General features: G+C 65.5%; 17 protein-coding genes and 1 pseudogene. 10 read left to right on the top strand and 8 right to left on the bottom strand.

Annotated elements, in window-relative coordinates:
• Nucleotides 1-3 precede the first annotated feature (3 nt).
• From SAMIE_RS19180 to SAMIE_RS19170, 3 genes are read right to left on the bottom strand one after another with little or no spacing between them, the layout of a single operon-like run.
• On the bottom strand, nt 4-570 hold the full coding sequence (locus tag SAMIE_RS19180) for an LptA/OstA family protein (RefSeq protein ID WP_066696216.1): 567 nt from the start codon (nt 568-570) through the stop codon (nt 4-6).
• Nucleotides 570-1,217, bottom strand: coding sequence for an LPS export ABC transporter periplasmic protein LptC (lptC, locus tag SAMIE_RS19175; protein WP_066696213.1), 648 nt, complete (start codon nt 1,215-1,217; stop codon nt 570-572). Before lptC ends, SAMIE_RS19180 begins: the two co-directional genes overlap by 1 nt.
• An 18-nt stretch (nt 1,218-1,235) precedes the next feature.
• Nucleotides 1,236-1,853 carry a ribonuclease D gene (locus SAMIE_RS19170; RefSeq protein WP_066696210.1) on the bottom strand — a complete coding sequence of 206 codons (618 nt, stop codon included), beginning with the start codon at nt 1,851-1,853 and terminating at the stop codon, nt 1,236-1,238.
• Nucleotides 1,854-2,127: 274 nt separating this feature from the next.
• On the opposite strand from SAMIE_RS19170, the gene SAMIE_RS24005 reads away from it, so the two are divergent.
• Entirely contained in the window at nt 2,128-2,964 is an 837-nt protein-coding gene (locus tag SAMIE_RS24005) for a cold-shock protein (RefSeq protein ID WP_066696208.1), read from the top strand.
• Between the two features lie 159 nt (nt 2,965-3,123).
• On the opposite strand, the gene SAMIE_RS23835 is transcribed toward SAMIE_RS24005, so the two are convergent.
• Complete coding sequence (locus tag SAMIE_RS23835; protein WP_232037309.1) at nt 3,124-3,423, bottom strand: hypothetical protein; 300 nt, start codon at nt 3,421-3,423, stop codon at nt 3,124-3,126.
• A 20-nt stretch (nt 3,424-3,443) separates the two neighbouring features.
• Here SAMIE_RS23835 and SAMIE_RS23830 point away from each other — a divergent pair.
• Nucleotides 3,444-3,656, top strand: a pseudogene (locus SAMIE_RS23830) (GNAT family N-acetyltransferase); the annotation flags it as partial.
• 70 nt (nt 3,657-3,726) lie between these two features.
• On the opposite strand, the gene SAMIE_RS19155 reads toward SAMIE_RS23830, so the two are convergent.
• Nucleotides 3,727-4,449, bottom strand: coding sequence for a DMP19 family protein (locus tag SAMIE_RS19155; protein WP_066696206.1), 723 nt, complete (start codon nt 4,447-4,449; stop codon nt 3,727-3,729).
• 665 nt (nt 4,450-5,114) lie between these two features.
• Between SAMIE_RS19155 and SAMIE_RS19150 the strand changes: the two genes are divergently transcribed.
• Both SAMIE_RS19150 and SAMIE_RS19145 read left to right on the top strand, forming a co-directional pair.
• A complete protein-coding gene (locus SAMIE_RS19150) occupies nt 5,115-6,356 on the top strand; it encodes an MFS transporter (RefSeq protein ID WP_066696200.1) in 1,242 nt (413 codons plus the stop codon).
• Nucleotides 6,353-7,984, top strand: a complete 1,632-nt coding sequence (locus tag SAMIE_RS19145; RefSeq protein WP_066696198.1) for a glycoside hydrolase family 43 protein — start codon at nt 6,353-6,355, stop codon at nt 7,982-7,984. The genes SAMIE_RS19150 and SAMIE_RS19145 overlap by 4 nt, the downstream gene beginning before the upstream one ends.
• On the opposite strand, the gene SAMIE_RS19140 is transcribed toward SAMIE_RS19145, so the two are convergent.
• Nucleotides 7,948-8,991, bottom strand: a complete 1,044-nt coding sequence (locus SAMIE_RS19140) for a LacI family DNA-binding transcriptional regulator (protein WP_066696195.1) — start codon at nt 8,989-8,991, stop codon at nt 7,948-7,950. The genes SAMIE_RS19145 and SAMIE_RS19140 overlap by 37 nt on opposite strands.
• 75 nt (nt 8,992-9,066) lie before the next feature.
• Nucleotides 9,067-9,951 carry an alpha/beta hydrolase gene (locus tag SAMIE_RS19135; protein WP_066696192.1) on the bottom strand — a complete coding sequence of 295 codons (885 nt, stop codon included), beginning with the start codon at nt 9,949-9,951 and terminating at the stop codon, nt 9,067-9,069.
• A gap of 234 nt (nt 9,952-10,185) precedes the next feature.
• On the opposite strand from SAMIE_RS19135, the gene SAMIE_RS19130 reads away from it, so the two are divergent.
• The 6 genes from SAMIE_RS19130 (at nt 10,186) to SAMIE_RS19105 (ending at nt 21,065) form a co-directional block, all read left to right on the top strand.
• Nucleotides 10,186-11,199, top strand: a complete 1,014-nt coding sequence (locus tag SAMIE_RS19130) for a glycoside hydrolase family 43 protein (RefSeq protein WP_066696794.1) — start codon at nt 10,186-10,188, stop codon at nt 11,197-11,199.
• A 93-nt stretch (nt 11,200-11,292) separates the two neighbouring features.
• Nucleotides 11,293-12,945: a glycoside hydrolase family 43 protein gene (locus tag SAMIE_RS19125; RefSeq protein ID WP_066696190.1), complete on the top strand. Its 1,653-nt coding sequence runs from the start codon at nt 11,293-11,295 to the stop codon at nt 12,943-12,945.
• A complete protein-coding gene (locus SAMIE_RS19120; RefSeq protein WP_066696188.1) occupies nt 12,945-14,504 on the top strand; it encodes a glycoside hydrolase family 43 protein in 1,560 nt (519 codons plus the stop codon). Before SAMIE_RS19125 ends, SAMIE_RS19120 begins: the two co-directional genes overlap by 1 nt.
• A complete protein-coding gene (locus tag SAMIE_RS19115; protein WP_066696186.1) occupies nt 14,501-16,834 on the top strand; it encodes a glycoside hydrolase family 95 protein in 2,334 nt (777 codons plus the stop codon). Before SAMIE_RS19120 ends, SAMIE_RS19115 begins: the two co-directional genes overlap by 4 nt.
• The gene (locus SAMIE_RS19110; RefSeq protein ID WP_066696183.1) at nt 16,831-18,738 is read left to right on the top strand and encodes an NPCBM/NEW2 domain-containing protein; all 1,908 of its coding nucleotides are present in this window, start codon (nt 16,831-16,833) and stop codon (nt 18,736-18,738) included. The genes SAMIE_RS19115 and SAMIE_RS19110 overlap by 4 nt, the downstream gene beginning before the upstream one ends.
• Nucleotides 18,739-18,746: 8 nt before the next feature.
• Complete coding sequence (locus tag SAMIE_RS19105) at nt 18,747-21,065, top strand: glycoside hydrolase family 127 protein (RefSeq protein WP_083952353.1); 2,319 nt, start codon at nt 18,747-18,749, stop codon at nt 21,063-21,065.
• A 26-nt stretch (nt 21,066-21,091) separates the two neighbouring features.
• On the opposite strand, the gene SAMIE_RS19100 is transcribed toward SAMIE_RS19105, so the two are convergent.
• Entirely contained in the window at nt 21,092-23,191 is a 2,100-nt protein-coding gene (locus tag SAMIE_RS19100; protein WP_232037307.1) for an alpha-L-arabinofuranosidase C-terminal domain-containing protein, read from the bottom strand.
• Between the last annotated feature and the right edge of the window lie 14 nt (nt 23,192-23,205).

The following is a 23,205-nucleotide window of genomic DNA, read 5'->3' as shown; positions in this document are numbered from 1 at the left end:
GCGTCAGTTCGTCCGCTGCGGCACCGTGAAGGTGCCCGACACGCGCCCGCTCGGACTGGTCGCCGCGCCCGGCACGCCGCCGCCGGTCGACCGGCCGTCGACCGTGGTGCGTCCGCTGTTGAGATCCATCACCAGCCGCCCGCCGGTCAGGCGATTGACCCCCTGCGTCAGCGTGACGTTGCCCAGCATCGTGATGAGCTTGGCGTTGAGGTCATAGATGGCGACATTGCCGCGCGCGGTCTGGTCCGCCTTGTTGATGACGACATTGCCCGACGCGTCGATCCGGTCGATCTCGATCCCGCCCATGTTGCCCGTCGTGCTGCCGCCCGGCGGGTTGTGATAGGCGACCGTCATGCGCGCGGCATTGAGCGTCATGCCCGCCTGCGTCACTTCGACATTGCCCGTCACCACGACCCGGTCGGCGCGGTCCTGCACCTCGATCCGGTCGGCATTGAAGTTGACCGGCGCGTTGCTGTCGTGATTTCTGAAAACCTGCGCGTCCGCGCTGGCGAAAAGGGCCGCGCCCGTGCCGATGAAGCCGAGGGACATGAGGATCAGCGTGCGATTCATCACTTCCGCCCTTTGAGGCCATTTTGATCTATGCGCAAGCGGGCGCGGCCCTGCAAAGTCACCGTGCGCGCCACCATGTCCGCTTCCAGATGGTCGGCGCTGAACACGCCGATCGGCATCCGCCCGTCGACCCGCCCCGCGCTCTTCATCCGCCGCGTCTTGAGGTCGACGCCCACGTCGCGCGTGGTGAGCCGGTATCCGCCCGCCGCCTCGAACTGCACCGGCCCGTCGATCCCGACGCGCTCGGTCTCCATGTCGTATCGGCCCTTCTGCGCGGTGATGACCGCCGGACCGTCCTCCAGCAGGATGCGCGCCGACAGGCTGCTCAAGTCCACGATCGGCTCGCGCGAGCTTTTCTGCACCGCGCTGCCCGCCCGCAGGGAAAAAGGCTGCCCCTTGCTGTCCTCGCCGCGATAGAGCGCTTCGGTCAGGCGCATCCGGTCCTTCGCCACCTCGACCTTGTTCTTGTCCAGCACGAAGCTGACGCCGTCGCGCCCGGTGAAAGGCGCGGTCGCCAGCAGCGCGGCCAGCACGCCCACGGCGACAGGCAGCCAGTTCTTGAGCAGCCCGACCATCCGGTCATGGCTGCCGCCCGGCCGCGCCCACTGGCGGCGCACGTCGCGTTGCTGATCGGCCTGGACGGACACGAAGCGCTCGCAGCTCCCTTACATATGCGCGAAGATGTCGATCTCCGGCCATCCAGCCAGATCGAGCGCGGCGCGATGCGGCAGGAAATCGAAACAGGCCTGCGCCAGTTCCATCCGCCCTTCGCGCACCAGCCTCTTGTCCAGTTCGGCTCGGAGCTGGTGCAGGTAACGCACGTCGGACGCGGCATAATCCTTCTGCGCGTCGGACAGAACCGGCCCGCCCCAGTCGCTCGACTGCTGCTGCTTGCTGATGTCCTGCCCCAGCAGTTCGCGCACCAGTTCTTTGAGGCCATGGCGGTCGGTATAGGTGCGGATGAGGCGCGACGCGATCTTGGTGCAGTAAGCGGGTGCGGCGACGACGCCCAGATAATGCTGGATCGCCGCGATGTCGAACCGCCCGAAATGGTAGAGTTTGAGCCGCGCCGGGTCGGCCAGCACGGCTTTCAGGTTCGGCGCGGCATAGTCGCTGTTCGGGCCGAAGCGGATCAGATGCTCGTCGCCCTTCCCGTCGCTGATCTGGACCACGCACAGCCGGTCGCGCGGCGTGATGAGGCCCATCGTTTCGGTATCGACGGCGACCGGCCCTTGCGCCAGCACGCCTTCGGGCAGGTCTTCTTCATGGAAATAGACGGTCATGGCTTCCCCTTATGGTGAAACCGCCCGCGCCGCAATCGACCCGTTGCCGATGGACGCGCAGTCCCGATCTTCCGAAAGCGCGCAATTAACATGGATTGCCGGCAAGGACGCTGCGGAACGGAACAGGATCGCGCTACAGTGAAAATCATTCGCGCTCCCCTGAAAACTTGTTATAGTGATTCCCAAACCCGCCTTTGCGGTGGATTCTGCATGTCATTCGCCCGACATGTTTGTCCGATTGGTCTTGGGGCGAAGCGAAAGTGACTAACAGGGCATGAGTTTTGACAGAGGTCGCCGCGGCGGGCGCGGCAAGGACAAGCGCGACGGTTTCGGCGACGATAATTTTTACGGCGGTGGCGACCGCGGCGGTTTCGGTGGTGATCGCGGCGGCTTCGGTGGCGGTGGCTTCGGCGGCGACCGGGGCGGCTTCGGCGGCGGCGGTGGCGGCTTCGGTGGTGATCGCGGCGGCTTCGGCGGCGGTGGTGGCGGCTTTGGCGGCGGCAACCGGGGCGGCGGCTTCGGTGGCGGCGGCGGCGGTGGTCGCGGTATGCCCGCGCAGGTCGTTGGCGAAGGCAAAGGCGTCGTCAAATTCTTCAATGGGCAGAAGGGCTTCGGCTTCATCGTCCGTGACGATGGCGGCGAAGACGTGTTCGTCCACATCAGCGCTGTCGAGCAGGCGGGCCTCACCGGCCTCGCCGAAGGCCAGCCGCTCGGCTTCACCCTCGTCGATCGCGGCGGCAAGGTGTCGGCCACCGATCTGGTGATCGACGGCGAACCGCTCCCCGTCGAGGAACGCGCGCCGCGTGAACCGCGTGCGGGCGGCTTTGGCGATCGTCCCGATCGCGGCGGCTTCGGCGGCGGCGACCGCGGTGGCCCGCAGCGCCAGCTCACCGGCGAACGCGCCAGCGGCACGGTCAAGTTCTTCAACGCCATGAAGGGCTTCGGCTTCATCCAGCGCGACGACGGCCAACCGGACGCTTTCGTCCACATCAGCGCCGTCGAACGCGCGGGCATGGCCGCCCTCAACGAAGGCGACCGCCTCGACTTCGAACTCGAAGTCGACCGTCGCGGCAAATATGCGGCAGTAAACCTTCAGTCGAAGGCCGAATAAACTCGCTACATCCCTGTCAAAAGGGAGAGGATGCAAAGGGAGGCGCCCCACCGGGCCGCCTCCCTTTTTCTTTAGGGGTGGTGGGAATTGCGAGACCTGCTGGGGCGACGGTTCGGAGGGCAGATCTTCCAGATGCCCACAACCGGAGGAGCTTCAAGATCAATGAAGAGAGATTTCCGACCGTCCGCTGGCGACCAATTCTTGCCGTCGGCCGACATAAAGTGCATCGCAAATCCTGCCGTTCAAAAGTCTGGGTTTCGAAGCAATGCCATTCTCTGTCCGCGAGGCCGTAGTCTCGACGAGCAGCAGGTCGTTGACCTTTGGGAAACCTGCAATCTCACCGTGAGCTACAACGACCCTCGTACGGACTATCGCTTCGCCCTGAGTGGAAATACGTCCACGGTGCTCGTAGCGGAGAATGATGTTCGCAAAATCATTGGCAGTGTCATGGTCGGACATGATGGGCTCGAGGCTGGCTTTACTACCTCGCCGCTGCTCCCGAGGCACGCGGTACGGGCATCGGCCGATTAATGGTTACGGCGGGCGAGAATTGGCTGAAGCAACGACAGGTGCGCAAGGTGCAACTAATGGTTCGCCCAACAAACACCGCCGTCGTCTCGTTTTACGACCACCTCGGTTACGAGGATATGCCCCGTGTTTTGATGAGCAAGTGGTTGGATAAACCGGACTAGCGGCGATCGACCCACTACCGGATGCTCCACTCCAGTTTCGTGGGATCAACACCGGTCGTTTGGCTCTCAACTAGTTGGTCCGGTGAAGCTCATCACGATGCTGCCGGATATAGCTAAGGACGTAACGCGCTGAGTCCGCCTTGGTCTCCGTAGTATAAAACCAATTGTCGAAACTCTTGGCTTCAACGCTTGGCGGGTGCACGAACTCGAAATAGCGCTCGCCCCCGGCGGCAAGTTCTCCGTTGGAGACGGCCATTATATACTTCATTTGCAGCTGCCATTCGTTGTTAAAGGCTTCAATGACGGCCATGCGTCTAGCGCTTGTCGGCTGCCACCAACGTTTCCCGCGTCTGGCAAGAAGACGAATCACTCGCGTACGGCTTGCCGCCCACTCTTTGGGATCGGAGGCTAAGGGAACCGGCTGTTGCCTCACGGGCGCCGCTGCATCGCTCGCTTGTTCCGCCATTGCGGCACAGAAACGTTTATTCAACTCCGGCCATTGCAGTGCTCTTACTGCATCAACCGCTAAATGAAGGAAATCCGCATAGTTGTCGCAGAACTGAATGAAGCCGCCGTTTTGTACTTGGCCCACGATGTCCGACCACATCATGAGTGTACGCTGCGCCGGCGTCAGTAGCATATGACCAGAATGACCGTAAGAGTTCCAACCCTCGATGCTCATGACGGATGTCACATGGATCAAGGTTTCGCCCGTCATCCACCAGTTGGCGTGTGTCTCAGTAGAGGCTTGATTGAACTCAATGTCTGTCATGATTGGGCGGGTATCGATCATATTCACTCCGGTTGCCCGGCTCCCGCAAAGTATCGCAGCCGGTTTGTGAAGTCTGCGGCTGCTGCATTCAAATCAATGAGACTGCTCACTACATGCCAAGGGCCGTATGTTTTCCCTGAAGCCTGAGAAGCTGCCGCAGGCACACTCGCCAACAAAAGACCAAGGCTCAGCAATGTCCGCATCTGCGGAAGTTGCATCAAAAGCCGACGTTCCGCAATCACCCGTCCTCATCGTTTCGGCACCGGCAAAATTTGCGCCGCCCCTCCTGCTTTCCTACCTCCCCCTTCCCTGCTGCTCTGGCGCGATGCGCTTCCTGCCTCCGCCCCGCCCGTCCCGCTCACACCCCGCCCCGCGCCGCCCACCATAGCGGCGCGCCGCTGTCGCCTTGGTGTCGCGCGGGCGGCGCGTGGCTGTCGCTTCGGCGGGGCTTCGCGGGCGCGTGGACGGCGCGTCGCGGCGGTGCGCGTGGCGCAAATAGCGCGGAAATCCGCGGCTTCCGTTTCGCCTGCAACGGTGTGAACTTCGGCCCCCTTCCCCGCTGTCGCGTCACTGTCGCGTCACTGTCGCGTCGCCTCGCACCGGCGCGCCCTGTCCGGACGCCAGCCGGACCCGCCTACGACCATCCGCCTATCGACGCGCCCGACTGATAACGTTAACGACAGCCGATGCGTCTGATCGGCAAATTTCGCTGGACCATCATCGGCCTGTTCGTGGGCGCGATGGTCATCAACTATCTGGCGCGCTCGATCATGGGGGTCGCAGCGCCCGTCATCCTGACCGAACAGGCGATCAGCAACGTCGAATATGGCTGGATCACGGGCGCGTTCCAGTTGGGTGTCATGCTGCAACCCGCGGCGGGCTATTTCCTCGACAGCGTGGGGCTGCGCATCGGCTTCACCCTCGCCGTCGCGGCATGGTCGCTGGTGACGATGGCCCATGCCTTCGTGAACGGCTGGTTCGGCTTTGCCGCGCTCCGCGCCCTGCTCGGTCTTGCCGAAGGATCGGCGCAGCCCGCCGGGCAGAAGCTGGTCGCGGAATGGTTCCCGGCAAAGGAACGCGGCCTTGCCGGCGGCATCTACAATATCGGCGCGTCCTTCGGCGCGGTCTTCGCACCGCCGCTCGTCGCCTGGGCGGTGATAATGCATAGCTGGCGGCTGGCCTTCGTCATAGCTGGCGGCATCGGCCTTATCTGGGCGCTGCTCTGGTTCTTCACCTACGACACCCCCGCCCGCCACCGCAGGCTGGGCGCGGCGGAGCGCGAGCATATCCTGTCGGGTCAGGAGGCGCGCCTCGCCGCCCGCGCCTCCCGCCCCTCGATCCTCGCGCTCGCCCGCCGCCGCGACCTCTGGGGCATCGCCCTGCCGCGCCTGCTCGCCGATCCGGTGTGGGGCATGCTCTCCTTCTGGATGCCGCTCTACCTTGCAAGGGTGCGCGGGTTCGATCTGACGCAGATCGCCCTCTTCGCCTGGCTCCCCTTCCTCGCCGCCGATCTCGGCTGCCTCTTCGGCCCCGCGGTGGTCGCCTTTCTCCAGCGGCGCGGCATCGAACTCATCGACGCGCGCCGCGCCGCCTTCACGCTGGGCGCGGTGCTGATGACCGGCATGGCGTTCGTCGGCCTCGCGACCAATCCCTATGCCGCCATCGCCCTGCTGTGCCTCGGCGGTTTCGCCCACCAGACGCTGTCCGTCACCGTCATCACCATGGCGTCGGACCTGTTCAGCCGCAGCGAAGTCGCCACCGCCGCCGGGCTTGCGGGGCTTGCGGGCAACCTTGGCGTGCTCGTCTTCTCGCTGGTGCTCGGCCAGATGGTCGACCGGGTCGGCTACGAACCCTTCTTCATCCTCCTGGGCGTGCTCGACCTCGTCGGCGCGGCCCTCTTGTGGACATTGGTGCGCAAGCCTGCATGACACGCATAGCCAATCCGGTCCTTCCCGGCTTCAACCCCGATCCGTCGATCCTGCGCGTGGGCGACGATTTCTACATCGCCACCTCGACCTTCGAATGGTTTCCCGGCGTCCAGATCCACCATAGCCGAGATCTCGTCCACTGGCGGCTGGCGTCGCGCCCGCTCGTCCGCGCGGCCCAGCTCGACATGCGCGGCGATCCCGACGGTTGCGGCGTGTGGGCGCCGGACCTCAGCTATGCCGACGGGCGCTTCTGGCTGATCTACACCGATGTGAAGCGCTACGGCACCACCACCGTCAACGGGGCGAAGGGCGTGTCGCTGCGCGACTTCCCCAATTTCGTCGTGACCTGCGAAACAATCGACGGCGAATGGTCCGACGCCGTTCACCTCAACAGCAGCGGCTTCGACCCCGCCCTCTTCCACGACGATGACGGGCGAAGCTGGATGCTGAACATGCTGTGGGATCACCGCCCCGGCCGCGGGCGCTTCGCGGGCATTCAGGCGCAGGAGCTGGACGGCGCCGCGATGCGCCTGATCGGCGAACCGCATCTGATCTTCAGGGGCACGGACTTGGGCTTCACCGAAGGCCCGCACCTCTACAAACGCGATGGCTTCTATCACCTGCTCGTCGCCGAAGGCGGCACCGGCTGGAATCATGCCGTGGTCATGGCCCGCTCGCGCAGCCTGCTCGGCCCTTACGAAGTGCACCCCGACCGCGCCGTGCTGACAGCGGCGGGCAGCACCGACGCGCCGCTGACCCGCACCGGCCATGGCGACCTTGTCGAACTGGCGGACGGCACACCATGGCTCGCCTATCTCTGCGGCCGCCCCGTCCCTGGACGCGCCCGCTGCATCCGGGGCCGTGAAACCGCGATCCAGCCGATGCGCTGGGACGCCGATGGCTGGCTGCGCACGCTCGAGGGCGACGCACGCCCGATGCCGACGCCCTCCGCACCCGACCTGCCGCCCTGCCCCTGGCCCAATGCCGGATGGGACGGCAAGTTCGACAGCGCCACCCTGCCGCCCGAATTCCAGTGGCTGCGCTCCCCCGAGCCGGATCGGCTGTTCAGCCTCACCGCCCGGCCCGACGCCCTGCGCCTGCATGGCCGCGAAACGATCGGCAGCCTGTTCGAACAGAGCCTCGTCGCCCGCCGCGTCGAACATGCCCGCTTCACCGCCACGACCACGCTCGACTTCACGCCCCGCAGCTTTCAGCAGGCCGCCGGCCTCGTCCTCTATTATAACAGCACCAAATTCCACTATCTCGCCATCAGCACCGACGCAGGCGGCCGCGAGCTTCAGCTCATGACTGCCTCCCCCGAACGGGAGGAGTGCGTGACGCTCGAAACGCTTTGCCCCCTGCCCGAAGGCGTGATCGACCTGCGCGCGGAGGTGGATGGCGACGCCCTCCGCTTCGCATGGCGCAGCGCGGGTGCGGGGGCATGGACGCATGTCGGCGGCACGCTCGACGCCACCATCCTGTCGGACGAAGTGACCGTGCCCGGCCTGCCCAATTTCACCGGCACCTTCGTCGGCATGGCCTGTCAGGATGCGTCGGGCGCGGGCATGCCTGCCGACTTCCTCTCCTTCCGTTACGAAGGGTCGGCGGAAAGCGGCGCGGTCGACTGACGCTCGACGATGCCGTGGTCGAGGATGCTCTCGCGCGGCACCCGCGACTTCCCGCCCCGCACCGCGATCTCCGCGATCAGCAATCCCAGCGCCTCCGCCGCCAGCGCCCGCACCGGCTGATGCACGGTGGTGAGCGGCGGCCAGAGCGTGATCGCGGCGGTCGTATCGTCGAAACCCGCCACCGCCAGCTCGCCCGGCACGTCCAGGTGCCGCCGGTGGGCGACCGACACCACCGCCGCCGCCATATCGTCATTGCTGGCGAAGATCGCGGTCGGGCGACTGGCCGACGACAGCAGTTGCTCCGCCGCCGCGAGGCCCGACACATAGGTGAAGTCGCCCTGCGCCACCTGCACGTCGACCCCGCCCGTCTCCCGCACGGCGGCGTAGAATCCCGCCATGCGCTCCGCGCTCGCCGCCTGATCCGGGTTGCCGAGAACAAAGCCCAGCCGCCGGTGCCCCAGCTCCAGCAGGTGCCGCGTCATCTGATAAGCGGCGGCGCGGTCGTCGATCCGCACGCAGATCGTCTCGGGCGACTGGTAGGCACCCACCGCCGCGCGGATGCATCCTGCCTCCCGCAGCACGCGCTGCACCTCCGGCGCTTCGCCCAGCGGCGGGGCGAGCAGCACACCGCTGATGCCGGACGCCGCCATCTCCTCGATAGCAGCGGCGGGCGGCGGGCGCCCGCCCTCCCCCTTGAGCAGGCTGAGCCGCGCGCCGCGCGCCGACGCTTCCTCGAACACGCCGGTCAGGAACTCGCTCATGAAGGCGTTGCTGGCGTTGGAATAAATCACGCCGATGCGCAGTTCGGTCGAGGTGACGAGGCTGCGCGCCGCGACATTGGGCGTATAGGCCAGTTCCCTGATCGCTTCCTCGACCGCATCCCGCGTCGCCGCGCTGACGCCCGACCGCCCGTTGATGACGCGCGACACGGTCATGGACGACACGCCCGCGCGCGCCGCCACATCGACGATGGTCGCGCCCCGCGGCGGCTGGTTCGGTCTTGCCATCTACCCTTAGCCTTCCCCTGATCGCCCAGACCTAGGCCAAGGCACGCTCGCCGGAAAGCGCAAATCGGGGGGCCGTCACCGCAACTTCCGGCTTTCAATCGTCAGACGCGGGTCGCGGCAATAGCCACAGTCCGGGCCAACGAAGCGGGCCGCCGCGCGCCTGTCGCCCTTGAGTTGCCAGTCGAGCCACGCCGTCACGACCTCCGCCCCCAGCCCGCCATGCGGCTGCATATAGGTGCCGCCGTGGCCCACCGGGATGTTGACGAGAGCGGAAGGGATATGGCCGATGCGCGCATAATCGTCCGTGCCGTTGGCCCAGGCAATGTCCTCCTTGCCACCCAGCACATAGAGCGTCGGGCCGTGCAGGCCGCCAAGCAGTTTCTTGTCGGACACCACCCCCGCAATCGGATTGCCGCCATCGTTGAAAAAGCCGCTATTCATGATAATGGCGGTCCGCACACGCGGCTGCTGCGCCACCGACAGCGCCTGCAGCCCGCCGCAACTCCATCCGGAAACCGCGATAGCGGCGGGGTCGACGCGATGGAAAAAGGGGCTGCCACGCCGTTCCGCCTCACGCTGCGCCCAGTCGATAGCCGCGCTCAGCGCCTCGGTGCGGGTCTGCGCGGCGAGCGGCCCGCCCGGCGCTTCCCTGCCGCCTTCCTCCCCCGCCGGAATATGTCCCGGCGCTATCACCAGATAGCCGTGGGAGGCGATTTCGAGCAGATGGTTGCGCGACGATGTGCCATCGGCGCTGCATCCCCCATTGCCAAAGACATATATGCCCATCTTCGCGCCATGCAGACCGGCGAGATCGCGCGGCCGATAGACGACATGATCGGGCAGGTCGCCAAGCGCTTCGAAAATGGCGGGATAAGGACCGCTGCCCCGTTCGACGGCAGGCGGCGCCTTCGCCCCCGCCGACACCGCAAGCGCCACCATGATCGTCACCCATCCGCGCATCGGCCTCTCCTATTTTGTCAGCGTTATATCCCGGCCAGCCGGATCGAGAAGGCGATAAGCACGGCGGTCTTATAGGCAATTTTGGCGCAATCGCAGCCATGATGCAAATTTATTTGTGGGAGTTATTGACCCAATCTCCATATTCCCTACCATGCCCGCATCACCATGAAGCCGGCCAGACCGCTCATGGTGCCACAATGGACAAAGCAAGGATGCAGGATGCCCGGACCGGCCATGTTCCCTTCACGCGCACGCCCTCTTCCGCGATGGGTCGGCAGCATCGCGGCCGGCATCCTTATCGCGACCGCCTTTGCCCCGGCAGCGGCACAGGACGCAGCGCCCGGCGCCAATCCCATCATCCGCGACAAATTCACCGCCGATCCCGCCCCTATGGTCGATGGCGACCGCCTCTACCTCTATGTCGGCCATGACGAGGCGCAGCGGGACGAGATGTTCAACATGAAGGAATGGCTGGTCTATTCCACCACCGACATGCGCCACTGGACCGACCACGGCCCGATCATGAACGTCAGCGACTTCAAATGGGCGAAGAAGGACGCATGGGCGTCCCAGACCATCAGGAAGAACGGCAGATACTGGTTCTACGCCGCCGTCGAGCATGACAATACGCATCCGGGCAAGGCGATCGCCGTCGCGGTTTCCGACACCCCGACCGGCCCCTTCAAGGATGCGAAGGGTTCCGCCCTCATCACCAACCAGATGACGCCCAAGGGCCCGCATAGCTGGGAGGATATCGACCCCACCGTCTTTACTGACGACGATGGCACGACCTGGATCGCCTGGGGCAATCGCCAGGCCTATATCGCGAAATTGAATCCCAACATGATCGAACTGGACGGTCCGATCCGCGAAATCACCCCGCCCCATTTTGAGGAAGGGCCGTGGCTGCACAAGCGCGGCAAGCTCTATTATCTGACCTACGCCTCGCTGGACCGCGCCACCCATCGCGACGAGCGCGTGTCCTACGCCACCGCCACGTCGCTCGACGGCCCCTGGACCTATCGCGGCGAACTCACCGGCTCGGGCAAATACAGCTTCACCATCCATCCCGGCATCGCGCAGTTCAAAGGCCAGTGGTATATCTTCCTGCACAATGCCGCCCTCACCATCGGCGATCTGAACGGCGCGATCGGCCGACGCGCCGTTACCGTGGAGCGGCTGGACTATAATCCCGATGGCACGATGAAGCCCGTCATCCAGACCGACGCAGGCGTCACCGCCCCCTGAAGAGGCGCGGCGGGGATACTCGACAGCGGAATATGTTAGCGTTATCAGATTTCACCGGCAGGCAAGCCGGATGTGCGACAGGGAGAGACGATCATGCGCTACGGGACTGTTCTTTTCACCATTGCGCTGCTGTCCACATCGCTGTCCGCCAACGCCGCCCCCGCGCGCTTCGACGATTTCCGCTATCAGGGTCAGTCGATTGAGAAAGTGACGGTAAAGCCCGGCGAATATCGCAACCCGATCCTGACGGGCTATTATCCCGACCCCTCCGTCCTGCGCGTGGGCGACGACTATTATCTCGTCAATTCCTCCTTCGCCCATTATCCCGGCCTGCCGATCTTCAGGTCCAAGGATCTGGTCAACTGGACCCAGATCGGCAACGCCATCGACCGGCCCGAACAGCTCGATTTCACCGGCCGCCGCATCTCGCAGGCGGTGTTCGCCCCGGCGATCAGCTATCACGACGGCACCTTCTACATCGTCAACACCTGCGTGGAGTGTAAGGGCAACTTCATCATCACGGCGAAGAACCCTGCCGGCCCCTGGTCCAACCCCATCTGGCTTCCCTTCGAAGGGATCGACCCTTCCATCTACTGGGAAGGGGACAAGGCCTATATCGTCAACAACCGCGCCCCCGACGAACCGCCCCGCTATGACGGCCACCGCGCCATCTGGATTCAGGAATATGACTGGCGCGCGGGCAAGATGGTGGGCGAAAGCACCCAGCTCATCAACGGCGGCGTCGACATCAGCAAAAAGCCCGTCTGGATCGAAGGGCCGCATATTTTCAAAAAGGACGGTTATTATTATCTGACCGCGGCCGAAGGCGGCACCAGCGTCAACCATTCGCAGGTCGTCTTCCGCTCGAAGGAACTGCGCGGCCCCTTCATCCCTTATGAAGGCAACCCCATCCTCACCCAACGCGATCTCGACCCCGCGCGGCCCGACTTCATCGGATCGGCGGGCCACGCCCAGTTGGTTAAAACGCAGAAGGGCGACTGGTGGGCGACCTTCCTCGCCGTCCGCCCCTATGACCGCGACGACCATTATAATATCGGCCGCGAAACCTTCCTGCTGCCCGTCACATGGAAAGACGGCTGGCCCGTCATCCTGCCGCGCGGGCAGGCGATTCCCCATGCGCTCAAGGTGCCCGACCTCCCCGCCCAGCCGAAGCCTCCCATTCCCACTAGCGGCGACTTCTCCTATGTCGAGACTTTCGACGGCAAGGCGCTGCCGATGCAATGGATCGGCATCCGCACGCCCAAAACGCCCTTCTACAGCCTGAAGGGCGGCGCGCTGGAGCTGGAGAGCGGCGCGCCCATCGGCGACCTGAACGGCGTCCCGGCCTTCATCGGCCGCCGCCAGCAGCACGCCAACGCCACCTTCTCGACCACCCTGCGCTACACGCCGGAAAAGAATGGCGACCGCGCCGGCCTCGCCGCCGTGCAGAGCGACCGCAGCAACCTCTTCTTCGGCCTCACCCGCATCGCCGGAAAGCCCGTGGTCGCGCTCTACACCCGCGACGCCGCCGATACCGACACGCTGGTCGCATCCGCCCACGTCGCGACCAAAGGCCCGATCATCCTCACCATCCGCGCGACTGGCGGCACGATGGCGTTCGACTATGCCACGGGTGGCAAGACCCGCACGCTCAAGGCCAATCTCGACGCTACGCTGCTCAGCACGAAAAAAGCCGGCGGCTTCGTCGGCACCGTCGTCGGCCCCTATCACTACACGCCATCGTGATGATCCGGACCCTCGCCGTTGCCCTCGCCGCCACCTTCGCCATGGCTGCCCCCGCGCAGGTGTGGCGCAGCGATCAGGGCGACGGCACCTACCGCAACCCCGTCCTCTTCGCGGACTATCCCGATCCGGACATCATCCGGGTAGGCGAGGATTTCTATTTCGTCTCGACCACCTTCGCCAATTCGCCCGGCGTCACGATCCTCCATTCGAAGGATCTGGTGAACTGGCGCATCGTCTCCCATGTCGTCGACCGGCTGGACGGCGACCCGCGCTATGACCTCAAAAATGGCGGCGACTATCGCCACGGCTTCTACGCCGCCAGCCTGCGCCGGCATAAGGGCATGTTCTACCTCGCGGTTACCCCGGTCGGGCACAAGACGCGCATCTATCGCTCGGCCAGCATCACCGGCCCCTGGACCTACAGAGAACTCGACCGCGAAGCCTTCGACCCCGCCCTCTTCATCGACGCGGACGGCACCGCCTATCTCGGCACCTCCATCGGCACCGACGGCACGGTTACGCTGCTGACCCTCAACGACGATCTGTCCGCCGTCACCGGCGCGAAGGTCACCTATTACAACAAGGGCGCGGAAGGATCGAAGATCGTCCGCCACAACGGCTGGTACTATCTCTTCAATTCCATTCCCGGCAAGCTGGCGATGACAGTCTCGCGCTCGCGCAGCCTCTGGGGACCGTGGGAAACCAAGCCGTCCATCGACGACAGGACCGGCGGTCATCAGGGTGCCATCGTCGATATGCCCGATGGAAGCTGGTATGGCTTCGTCATGGTGGACGCGGGCGCCATCGGCCGTATGACCAACATCAGCCCGATCTTCTGGAAGGATGGCTGGCCCTGGTGGGGCACGCCCGACCGGCCCGATGTCGTCCCCGACCGCTCGCCCAAGCCGATCCTGGGCCATCCCTTCGCCGAACCCCCGGCCTCGGACGATTTCTCCTTGCCTAAACTCGGCCTGCAATGGCAGTGGAACCATAATCCCGACGACAGCCGCTGGTCGCTCAAGGAACGCCCCGGCTTTCTCCGTCTCCACTCCACGCAGGCCGACGGCATCTGGAGCGCGCGCAACACGCTGACGCAGAAGGCGCAGGGGCCGAAGATGCGGGCCGTCGCCAAACTCGATACGGCAGGGATCAAGTCCGGCGACATCTGCGGCCTCGGCAGTTTCGGAAAATATAATGCCCAGCTTTCGGTCGTCGGCGGCGCAAGGGGCGCGAAATCATTACGCATGCTCTTCACCGAAAGCACTGAGGGCGGCCCCAAGACGGACGTGCGCGTTCCCTCCGTCCCGATCAAGGGCCGCACGCTCTGGCTGCGCACAGACATGGATTTCGACAGCAAGCTTGGCCGCGTCGCCTACAGCCTCGACAACCGCAAATGGACCGAGGTCGGCGGCAGCTTCCCGCTCGCCTTCGACTGGCGCACCGGCACTTTCCAGGGGCAGCAGATCGCCCTTTCCTGCTACAATCCCGCCCCCACCGGCGGCTATCTGGACGTCGACAGCTTCACGCTCCAACCCCTCCCCGCAGGAGTGCAGCCATGACCCTCAGCCGCCGCGAGAGCCTTGCCGCGATGGCGGCCGGCACCGCCGCCCTCGCCACCGTCCGCCCGGCCGACGCAGCCCCCGCCGCGCCGCATCCGCTGACCCTCTGGTATCGCCAGCCCGCCGCGAAGTGGACGGAAGCGCTGCCCATCGGCAACGGCCGTCTCGGGGCGATGGTCTTCGGCGGCACGGCGCAGGAGAAACTGCAGCTCAACGAAAGCACGCTCTGGGCCGGGCAGCCCTACGATCCCGTGAACCCGGAGGCGAAGGCGAACCTTCCCAGGGTGCGCGAACTCATCTTCGCCGGACGGATCGCGGAAGCCGAAGCGCTCGCCAACAGAACGCTGATGGCAAAGCCGTTGACGCAGATGCCCTATCAGAAGCTGGGCGACCTCATTCTCGACTTTCCCGGCCTGGGGGAAAGCAGCGGCTACCACCGCGAACTCGATCTCGACAGCGCGATGGCGACCACCCGCTTTACCGCGAAAGGCGCATCTCACCTGCGGCAGGTCGTCGCCTCCCCCGCCGACAACATCATCGCCGTGCGCCTTTCTTCCAGCCGGGCGTTCGATGTCGACATCGCTCTCCGCTCATCCCAGCGCGAAGTTCAGGTCGCGGCGGACGGGCCGACCGGCCTGCTCCTCACGGGCCGCAACGGCGCATCAGCCGGGATCGAGGGCGGCCTCCGCTTCGCCGCGCGCCTCTCGGCACAGGTGGAGGGTGGCAGCACCGCGCATGATCCAGACGGCGGCCTGCAAATTCGCGGCGCGAGAAGCATCACCCTGTTCCTTGCCATGGCAACCAGCTTCAGGGCGTTCGACGATGTGAGCGGCGATCCTGTCGCTGCCACCGCCGCGACACTTGGCCGTGTGAAAGGCCGCGCCTTCGCTACGATCGCCGCCGATACCGCCGCCGCGCACCGCCGCCTCTTCCGCCGCGTCGCGCTCGACCTCGGCACCACGCCCGCTGCTGCACTCCCTACCGACCAGCGTATCGCCGCGTCGCAGACCAGCGACGATCCCGCGCTCGCCGCGCTTTATTTCCACTATGCCCGCTATCTGCTGATCTGCTCGTCCCGCCCGAGCGGCCAGCCCGCCAATCTTCAGGGTCTCTGGAACGACAGCCTCAATCCCCCCTGGGGCAGCAAATATACGATCAACATCAATACCGAGATGAACTACTGGCCCGCCGAGCCGGTGGCGCTGGGCGAATGTGTCGAGCCGCTGGTGCAGATGGTGCGCGAACTCGCGGTCACCGGGGAAGGCACCGCCCGCACCATGTACGGCGCGCCCGGCTGGGTGGCGCATCATAACACCGATTTCTGGCGCGCAACCGCCCCCATCGACGGCGCGCAGTTCGGCCTCTGGCCCACCGGCGGCGCATGGCTCTGCACGCATCTGTGGGACCATTATGATTACAGCCGCGACCGCGCCTGGCTCGCCTCCATCTACCCGCTGCTGGCAGGCTCCGCGCGCTTCTTCCTCGACACGCTCCAGCGCGATCCGGCGACCGGCTTCCTCGTCACCAATCCGTCGATGAGTCCCGAAAATCCCCACGGCCATGGCGGCACCATCTGCGCCGGGCCGACGATGGACATGGGGATATTGCGCGACCTTTTCACCCAGACAATGCAAGCCGCCACGATCCTGGGCACCGACGCGCCGCTCGTCGCGGAAATGCGCGCCGCCCGCGAGCGGCTCGCCCCCTACAAGGTCGGGCGTCAGGGCCAGCTTCAGGAATGGCAGCAGGATTGGGACGCCGACGCGCCCGAGCAGAATCACCGCCATGTCTCCCACCTCTACGGCCTCCACCCGTCGCGCCAGATCACGCCGGACGGCACCCCCGCGCTCGCCGCCGCTGCCCGCCGCACGCTGGAGATACGGGGCGACCGCGCGACCGGCTGGGCGACGGCATGGCGCATCAACCTCTGGGCGCGGCTGCGCGAGGGCGACCATGCGCATGACATATTGCGCTTCCTGCTCGGCCCGGAACGCACCTATCCCAACATGTTCGACGCGCACCCGCCCTTCCAGATCGACGGCAATTTCGGCGGCGCGGCGGGCATCGTCGAAATGCTGATGGACAGCCATGGCGATAGGATCGACCTGCTCCCGGCACTGCCGAAGGCATGGCCGACCGGCAGCGTGACGGGCCTGTGCGCGCGTGGCCGCTGCGCCGTCGATCTGCACTGGCGGAACGGCCACCTCGACCGCGCGATCCTGCGCCCGGACCTGAGCGGCCCCCGCACCGTCCGCCTTGGACGAAAAAGCCGCTCCCTCACCCTCAAGGCGGGGACGCCCGTCACCCTGACAGCCAAGGATTTCGCATGACCCTGCGCCGCTTCCTCCTGCCGCTCGCGGCGCTCTGCGCCAGCACGACATTGTCCGCCCAGACGCCGGCGGCGTCCCCTGACCCGCTGGCCCCGACCGGCAGATGGAGCGCCTATCAGGCAGGCAACGCACAACTGCCGCCGATGGGGTGGAATAGCTGGAACGCCTTCTTCACCCATATCGACGAGGAAAAGCTGATGGGCGCGGCGCAGCGTATCCGCGACACCGGCCTCGCTCAAAAGGGCTATCGCTTCATCAACATCGACGATGGCTGGTGGCTGAAACGCCGCACCGGTGACGGCAGGCTGATGATCCGCACCGACCAGTTTCCCTCGGCAAAGGGCAAGGGCGACCCCAGCTTCCGCCCGTTGACGGACCGGCTGCACGCCATGGGTTTCAAGGCCGGCATCTATTCCGACCTTGGCCGCAACATCTGTTCGCAGGCCTATGCCGACGGCAGCGAACAACTCCCACAAGGCAGCGTGGCAGAGCGCGAAGTGGGTCTTTACGGCCATACCGATCAGGACATTCGCCTGTTCTTCGCCGAATGGGGCTTTGACGCGATCAAGGTCGATGGCTGCGGCATCCGCGCCTATGCCGCCGACGCCGACCGCGTGAAGAGCGGCCAGTATCGCGCGCTTACTCCCATCATCGACCCGCTCAGCCTCAGCCGCTCGGACATCCCTGCGGTCAAGGCGCTGTTTGCCGACATCAACCGGTCGCTCGCCCGCCATAATCCGGACGGCGACTATATGCTCTCGCTCTGCATCTGGGGCAGCGCCAATGTGCGGAGCTGGGGCAAGGACGTGGGCAACATATCCCGCACCAGCGACGACATCGCGCCCGAATGGGGACGGATGCTGACCACCTACGACAGTTCCGCCCGCCGCGCGCTCTATGCGCATCCGGGAAGCTGGAACGATCCCGACATGCTCTTCATCGGCAAGGGGGATTTCGACGCCAGCCACCTCACCGAAGCGAAATCGCATTTCTCGCTCTGGGCGATGATGAACGCGCCGCTCCTGATCGGCGCGGACCTGCGCACCACGCCCCAGCCGCTCATCGACATTTTCGGCAACGCCGACATCATCGCGCTCAATCAGGACGCGGCGGGCAATCAGGCGGTGATGGCGTTCGATGCGGACGGCTTTCAGATATTGGTCAAAACGCTGGCCAACGGCGACAAGGCCGTTGCGCTCTTCAATCGCGGCCTCGCACCCGTGGATGCGACGCTCACCGCAGACCATCTCAAGTTCCGGGACGACAGCCCCATCGCGCTGGCGAACCTCTGGTCCGGTGAGAAAAGCAGCTTCACCAAGGAGATGAAACTGCGCGTCGCGCCGCGCGAGACGGTCGTATTCCGCGCCAAGGGAGACCGCAGCCTTGCAGATGGCCTCTACCTCTCCGAGCAGCCCGGCATGGTGAACCCGGCGGTGGACGGCGTGGTCCAGCCCGAACCCGACCCCACCATCTACCGCTCCATCCCCGGCTGGCGCGGCACGAAGGGGATCGGTGAGCGGCCCATGTATGCGGGCTGGGGCGGCGCGATGGCGGACTTCACCCCCTATAACCAGCCGCTCGTAATCGCGGGCAAGGCCTTCGCGTCCGGCATCGGTATCCTCGCCAACAGCCGCATGGAAGTGCACAACAACGGCTTTGCCCGCTTCGCCGCACAGGTGGGCGTCGATGACAGCGCTCTGACCGCCGACCAGCCGGTCCGCTTCTTCCTCTATGGCGACGGCACGCCGCTCGCCAGCACGCCGCCGCTGCGCCGGGGTCAGCCCGCTCAGCCGCTGGCCGCCGATATAAAGGGCGTCAAGCTCCTCGAACTCGTCGCCCGCGCCGATGGCGTCACCACCAACGCCGTCCCGGTCACATGGGGCGACGCGGCGCTGCTGCGCTGAAAGGACTGATGATGCATCTCCTTTTGAGCCGCCGCCACATGCTCGCGACCGCCAGCATCCTGCCCTTGATGCCCGCTCTGGCGCATGCGGCCCGCGCCACCGATACGGCAAGGCCTATTCCCGCCCGCTATGTGACGCTCAAACCATCGCCCTTCGCCGACGCGATGGCGGCCAACCGTCGCTATCTTCTTTCGCTCAATCCAGAGCGGCTGCTGCACAATTTCTACCTCGCCGCCGGTCTCGCGGCGCCAGCTCCCATCTATGGCGGCTGGGAAAGCGAGAGCATCGCCGGGCATAGCATGGGGCACTGGATGTCCGCCGTATCGCTGATGATCGCGAACGGCGGCGACGCGGAACTCGGCGTGGCGCTCGACCGTGCGCTCACGTCGATGCAGCGTATCCAGCAGGCGGGCGGCGACGGCTATCTCGGCGGCATGACGGTGATGCGCGACGGCAAGTCGGTGCCCGGCAAGATCGTCTTCGAGGAACTGCGGCGCGGCGACATCCGCACGACATGGGAGCTGAACGGGGCATGGGTGCCGATCTACGCTCTGCACAAGATCATGGCCGGCCTTGCCGACGCGCACGCGCTGGCCGGACGAAAGGCGGCAATGCCGATCCTCCTTGGAATAGCCACATATTTCGCAGGCGTGATAGAGCCGCTGTCCGATGCGCAGGTGCAGCAGATCCTTTCGGTTGAACATGGCGGCATCCTTGAAACCTATGCCGGTCTTTACGCCACCACCGGCGATCCGCGCTGGCTTAAGGTCGCGCGGCGGCTGCGCCATCATGCCGTGGTCGATCCGCTGGTGCGGGGTGAGGACCGGCTCGCCGGGCTGCATGCCAACACCCAGATTCCCAAGATCATCGGCCTCGCCCGCCTCTACGAAGTCGGCGGCGAAGGGCAGGACGCCAGCGCCGCCCGCTTTTTCCACGCAGCCGTGACCCGGCATCACAGCTATGCCGTCGGCGGCAATTCCGAACGCGAACATTTCGGCCAGCCCGACCGGCAGGGGGAACAGCTCACCACTGCCACCTGCGAAGCGTGCAACAGCTATAATATGCTCAAGCTCACCCGCCATCTTTACGGCTGGTCGCCCCATGGAGACTGGTTCGACTATTATGAGCGCACGCAGCTCAACCATATGCTCGCGCACCAGCGGCCCGACACCGGCCAGTTCGTCTATTTCATGCCGATGGAAGCAGGAGCCAAGCGGGATTATTCGACGGCGGAGAACAGCTTCTGGTGCTGCGTCGGTTCGGGCATGGAAAGCCATGCCAAACATGCGGACTCGATCTACTGGCAGAGCGGCACGACAGTGTTCGTCAACCTCTTCATCCCTTCCACGCTCAACCTGCCGGACGGTCCCCGGATCGAGATGGACACCCGCTATCCGCAGGACGGACAGGTCACGCTGACGCTCGCCCGGCCGGCGCGCGGAACCTCCACGCTCGCCATCCGCCGCCCCGGCTGGGCCAGCGGCGCGAGCCTCATGCTCAACGGCGCGCCCTTCGCGGCCCCGGTCGAGGACGGCTACTGGCGCATCGCCCGCAAATGGCAGGCGGGCGACCGCATTGCGCTCACCATCCCGATGACGCTGCGCGCCGAACCGCTCGCCGGAGCGCCCGACACCTTCGCCTATATGAGCGGTCCGCTGGTCCTCGCCGCCGACCTCGCGCCAGCCGACCAGCGGTTCGACGGTCCGGCTCCCGCGCTTCTGGTGCAGGCCGAACCGCGCGCCGCGCTGGTCGCGCTTGCCGACCGGCCGCATCATTATCGCGCAACCGATGTGCTGGGTCAGAGCCACGACATCGTGCCCTTCTTCCCCCTCTACGACCGGCGCGCCGCAGTCTATTTCCGCACCTTCACCCCCGCCCAGTGGCAGAGCGGCCGCAGCGCCTATATGGCCGCCGAAGCCGCGCGCGCGGATCTTGCCCGCCGCACAATCGACATCTTTCATATCGGTGAGATGCAGCCGGAACGCGACCATGGCTTCGCGTCCACGGGCGGCCAGAGCGGCGAATTCTACGGCAAGAAAAACCGCTCTCTGCCGGAAGGCGCGGAAATGCGCTTCACCATCGCCCGCCGCCCCGGACCGGCAACGCTCCAGATCACCTATTGGGGCAACGATACCGGGCGCGAGTTGCGCATCGCCGTCGACGGCAAGGTCATAGCCGTCGAACGCCGCGAACGCCGGGTCGAGAATGAATGGCTGGTCGTCGATTATCCGCTGCCGCCCACAACCGCCCGGCAATCGACCGTCACGCTCACGGCGCTCAAGGGCAAGAGCGCCATTTACGGCGTCCGCAGCCTGGAGGCGCGCTGAGCGGGCGCGCCTCGCGGGGCCGTCGTTCACTCCGCCAGCGGATATTCGAAGATCGAGGTGGAAAGCGGCGGCACGCTCAGCCGCCCGTTCATCGCGGCAGCCTTCGCCTGCGTGATCGTCACGCCGAGCTTTGCTCCCACCTTGTTTGCAGCCGCGAGCGATTTGGCGGCGATGCGCCAGACCGTGCCAGCACCCCGCACCTGCCGCCCCGGCACCGCCACGGCAACGCTCTGGACCTTATAGGTGGCGTTTACCACCCCGATCCGCAGCCGCTTGCCATCGGGGCTGAGACCCGCGATCATGTCCAGCGGAAAGGTGGCGCTGCCCGCCTTCACCTGCGGGTGGGACGATCCGACGACATGTTTGGGATCGGGCTGGGGCACATTGCCGTCAAGCGCGACAGGCACCGTCCCCGCGCCGAAATGCTCGCCATAAAGTTTGAAGACGAGACCTGTCGTGTTCATGACCGCGCCGGTCGGCGTGATGTCCATCGTCGAAACGCCGGTGGTAAAGGCCGCCATCGTCAGAAAATCGCTGTGGCGCAGCATTTCCTGCATCACCATCGAATAGGCGAGCGCGGATTTCAGCGTCGCGCCGTCCTTCGCCATATAGGCATATTCGTCCATGGACAGGAAAATGCCCTGGCCGCCATTGGCCGTTTTGATCGCCGGATAGCGCTGCTGGTAGATGTTCCATTCCTCCGCCTTCATTCGCACATGGTTGGAGGGCGAACGCGCGAACTCGATCAGTTCCTCGTCCGCAGGCGCGCCGGGCCGCTCCTCGCCCCGGTCATAATAATGTTCGGTGATGCCGTCGAAGCTGCCCATCGCCTTGGCGAAGAAGCCGCCGGTCCAGTCTTCCTCCGTGCCGAACTTGTGCTGGATGCTTTCGAGCGATGGGTTCTCCTTCACGTCGCGCGGATGCAACTGGTCGGGCATCGCGCCGGAGGCGATGAGCGTGATGCCAGGGTCTCTGGCCTTCATCGCAGCGGCGAAATCGCGGTGCTTCATCAGATAATAGTCGAGGCTGGTCTTGCCGATCTGCCACCAGCCATAAGGTTCGTTGCCGATATTCCACCATTTGACGCCATAGGGGGCCGGGTGGCCGTTGGCGGCGCGCTTCGCGCCCCACTCGCTGGTCGCGGGGCCGTTCAGATATTCCACCTCCTCCGCAGCCGAATTGGCGTCGCCCAGACCCGCATTGACGGTCACATAAGGCTCCACGCCAAGGATGCGCGTCAGCTCCATCCATTCGTCCATGCCGATATCGTTGGTCTGCATCGCGCTCCATGCGTGATCGAACATGGGCTGACGCCTGTCACGCGGGCCGAGCGCCTGATGCCAGTCCCAGTTGGACAGGAAATTGCCGCCCGGCAGCCGCCAGAAACCGGAGTTCAGCGTTTTGGCGATAGCCGTGACATCCGCGCGCCAGCCATTGATATTGTCCGCAGGCATCAGCGAAACCGCACCCACCCTGAAACTGCCGCTACCCGTCCCCGTCACTTCCAGCCGCGCGTCGGAGGAAGCCTTTCCGGCCGTAAAGCGGAACGGCAGTTCGGCCCACGCCGTTCCCGGCGCAGGCAGCGCCACGACCTGCCGGTCCCGCAGACCTTCGCCCCAGACCAGCGCGACTTCCACCTTCGCGCCGGGATCGCCGCTCAACTGGATGCGCCCGACATAGTCCTTGCCCGCGACAAGGCTCATGCCGCCCTGCCCGAAGCCGCGCGGGCCTGTCCCCGCCAGCGTCACCACGGGACTGAAGCGGCCGACGAAGGGCGCGGCGCTATCCATCGCCACTGCATCCCCGCCGCCGATCGGCCGCCATTTGCGGAAGCTGGGGGCGGGGCGGCCCTCCACCGTGTCGGGGACTTTCTCGTCCTTCCCCTCGACGCGGATCGGATAGTAGAATTTGCGGTCGTCCAGCATCTCCGCCCACAGCGTCCGGTTCACCAGCCCGCCAATGGGTTCGATGAACATGCCATATTCATAAGGCGTCACCGCCGCGCTGGTCCGGCTCACATCAATCGTCGCGCGAATCGCCTGCGCCTGCGCCCCGCTCGCTCCGCCGCCTGCCAGTCCAAGGGCCAGCCAGCCCACCGCTCTCATCGTTCGCGCCCGTCCGGTCATATCTCTTCTCTCCT

Origin of the sequence: Sphingobium amiense, from assembly GCF_003967075.1 — a bacterium.
Classification (GTDB): Bacteria; Pseudomonadota; Alphaproteobacteria; order Sphingomonadales; family Sphingomonadaceae; genus Sphingobium; species Sphingobium amiense.
The sequence above is the reverse complement of the archived record's forward strand: the minus strand, read 5'-3'. Positions and strand labels throughout refer to the sequence as shown.

Bases quoted from the DNA above. Each gene is read 5' to 3' on its own strand.
- SAMIE_RS19130 (WP_066696794.1), top strand. From the start codon at position 10,186: ATGTTCCCTTCACGCGCACGCCCTCTTCCGCGATGGGTCGGCAGCATC.
- SAMIE_RS19105 (WP_083952353.1), top strand. From the start codon at position 18,747: ATGATGCATCTCCTTTTGAGCCGCCGCCACATGCTCGCGACCGCCAGC.
- SAMIE_RS19170 (WP_066696210.1), bottom strand. From the start codon at position 1,853: ATGACCGTCTATTTCCATGAAGAAGACCTGCCCGAAGGCGTGCTGGCG.
- SAMIE_RS19100 (WP_232037307.1), bottom strand. From the start codon at position 23,191: ATGACCGGACGGGCGCGAACGATGAGAGCGGTGGGCTGGCTGGCCCTT.
- SAMIE_RS19110 (WP_066696183.1), top strand. From the start codon at position 16,831: ATGACCCTGCGCCGCTTCCTCCTGCCGCTCGCGGCGCTCTGCGCCAGC.
- SAMIE_RS19125 (WP_066696190.1), top strand. From the start codon at position 11,293: ATGCGCTACGGGACTGTTCTTTTCACCATTGCGCTGCTGTCCACATCG.
- SAMIE_RS23835 (WP_232037309.1), bottom strand. From the start codon at position 3,423: ATGTCCGACCATGACACTGCCAATGATTTTGCGAACATCATTCTCCGC.
- SAMIE_RS19120 (WP_066696188.1), top strand. From the start codon at position 12,945: ATGATCCGGACCCTCGCCGTTGCCCTCGCCGCCACCTTCGCCATGGCT.
- SAMIE_RS19180 (WP_066696216.1), bottom strand. From the start codon at position 570: ATGAATCGCACGCTGATCCTCATGTCCCTCGGCTTCATCGGCACGGGC.
- SAMIE_RS24005 (WP_066696208.1), top strand. From the start codon at position 2,128: ATGAGTTTTGACAGAGGTCGCCGCGGCGGGCGCGGCAAGGACAAGCGC.
- SAMIE_RS19135 (WP_066696192.1), bottom strand. From the start codon at position 9,951: ATGCGCGGATGGGTGACGATCATGGTGGCGCTTGCGGTGTCGGCGGGG.
- SAMIE_RS19115 (WP_066696186.1), top strand. From the start codon at position 14,501: ATGACCCTCAGCCGCCGCGAGAGCCTTGCCGCGATGGCGGCCGGCACC.
- SAMIE_RS19150 (WP_066696200.1), top strand. From the start codon at position 5,115: ATGCGTCTGATCGGCAAATTTCGCTGGACCATCATCGGCCTGTTCGTG.
- SAMIE_RS19155 (WP_066696206.1), bottom strand. From the start codon at position 4,449: ATGATCGATACCCGCCCAATCATGACAGACATTGAGTTCAATCAAGCC.
- SAMIE_RS19145 (WP_066696198.1), top strand. From the start codon at position 6,353: ATGACACGCATAGCCAATCCGGTCCTTCCCGGCTTCAACCCCGATCCG.
- SAMIE_RS19140 (WP_066696195.1), bottom strand. From the start codon at position 8,991: ATGGCAAGACCGAACCAGCCGCCGCGGGGCGCGACCATCGTCGATGTG.